The sequence below is a fragment of the Ruegeria sp. CE9 genome (genome assembly GCF_056537425.1).
In genome coordinates, this window is sequence record NZ_JBQFRO010000112.1 from 1 (window position 1) to 752 (window position 752).

Here is a 752-nt window from a genome sequence, read left to right on the forward strand (position 1 = left end):
ACCCAATGGGTGACGGGCGTTTCTGCCGCAAGGGCCTGCAATAAAATATAACCTACTTGGCCGTCCCGCTCTGCTTGACCAAAAACTTGCCCATCGCGCGTTTCAAGCGCCAAAAACCGCTCGCCAAACAACAATTGGCTCGCCCGCGTGCCCTTTGGTTCGGTCATGATATTGGCCAACGGTTGCTGCACCGTCATCCATGTGCCGTCCAAGAATTCATCCGCCACAACCTGACCTTGCAGCGCCCGAAGCGCCACCCGCCCATTGCTTGCCGTGATCCGTGGATCGCTTGCCATGTCTTAAACCCCTTCAGACAGCACCGCGTATAGCGCACGAATGCCCTGACCCAAACCCCCTTTTGGGCGCGCAGGTGCATCACTTTGCTGCCAAGCAAAAATATCGAAGTGACAATAGCGCGCGGCGCCTTGGGTGAAGCGGCGCAAAAACAAGGCCGCCGTAATCGACCCCGCCATGCCCCCAGAGGGCGCGTTATCCAGATCGGCAATGCCCGGTTCAATCATAGCCTCATAAGGGGCGTGAAAGGGCATACGCCAAACAGGGTCGAACTGATCAGGGCTTTTGGCAGTAATCTGCGCGGCAAGACCCTCATCATCTGTGTAAAATGGCGCAAGGTCTGGCCCCACTGCGACCCGCGCAGCGCCAGTTAATGTTGCCATAGAAATCATAAGATCGGGGGCGCCTTCAGCCCCAAGCGCCAAGGCATCAGCCAAGACCAGCCGCCCCTCTGCATC

At 57.8% G+C, this 752-nt stretch carries 2 pseudogenes; both read right to left on the bottom strand.

Annotation, left to right across the window (positions count from 1 at the left end):
* Nucleotides 1-296: pseudogene (locus tag ACR0B3_RS24370) on the bottom strand (NLP/P60 hydrolase); the annotation flags it as partial.
* 3 nt (nt 297-299) lie between these two features.
* Nucleotides 300-752: pseudogene (locus tag ACR0B3_RS24375) on the bottom strand (leucyl aminopeptidase family protein); the annotation flags it as partial.